This is a genomic window from Sinorhizobium sp. P24N7, assembly GCF_042436655.1.
GTDB classification, from domain to species: Bacteria; Pseudomonadota; Alphaproteobacteria; order Rhizobiales; family Rhizobiaceae; genus Sinorhizobium; species Sinorhizobium meliloti_A.
The window spans coordinates 1-292 of sequence record NZ_JBHMIW010000167.1; the positions used below are offsets into that span (position 1 = coordinate 1).

General features: G+C 63.0%; 1 pseudogene. It reads right to left on the reverse strand.

Features of this window, described 5'->3' with window-relative positions:
* Positions 1-265 (reverse strand): annotated as a pseudogene (locus ACFHWW_RS34475) (transposase); the annotation flags it as partial.
* Positions 266-292 lie beyond the last annotated feature (27 nt).

Genomic DNA, 292 nt, shown 5'->3' on the forward strand with positions numbered 1-292 from the left:
GCATCCGTTCGTGCCGGCCATTCTCCTGCGGTGAAGCCGGATTGATGAAATGCGGCTCCACGCCCAGCTTCAGCCACCAAGCCGAAAGCCGTGTCAGTCCGCCGGCCCCGCGTGATCCGAACGGCGCACCATTGTCACAGCGGATAGCCAGCGGCAGGCCGTAAACCCGAAAAGCCTCGGTGAAGACCGGGATGGCCCCTTCGATCGTCGGCGCAACGATCCGGACATCGATCAGAAAGCGGCTGTGGCCGTCTGTGATCGTCAACGGGTCGATCCGTTGCTGATCCGTGGT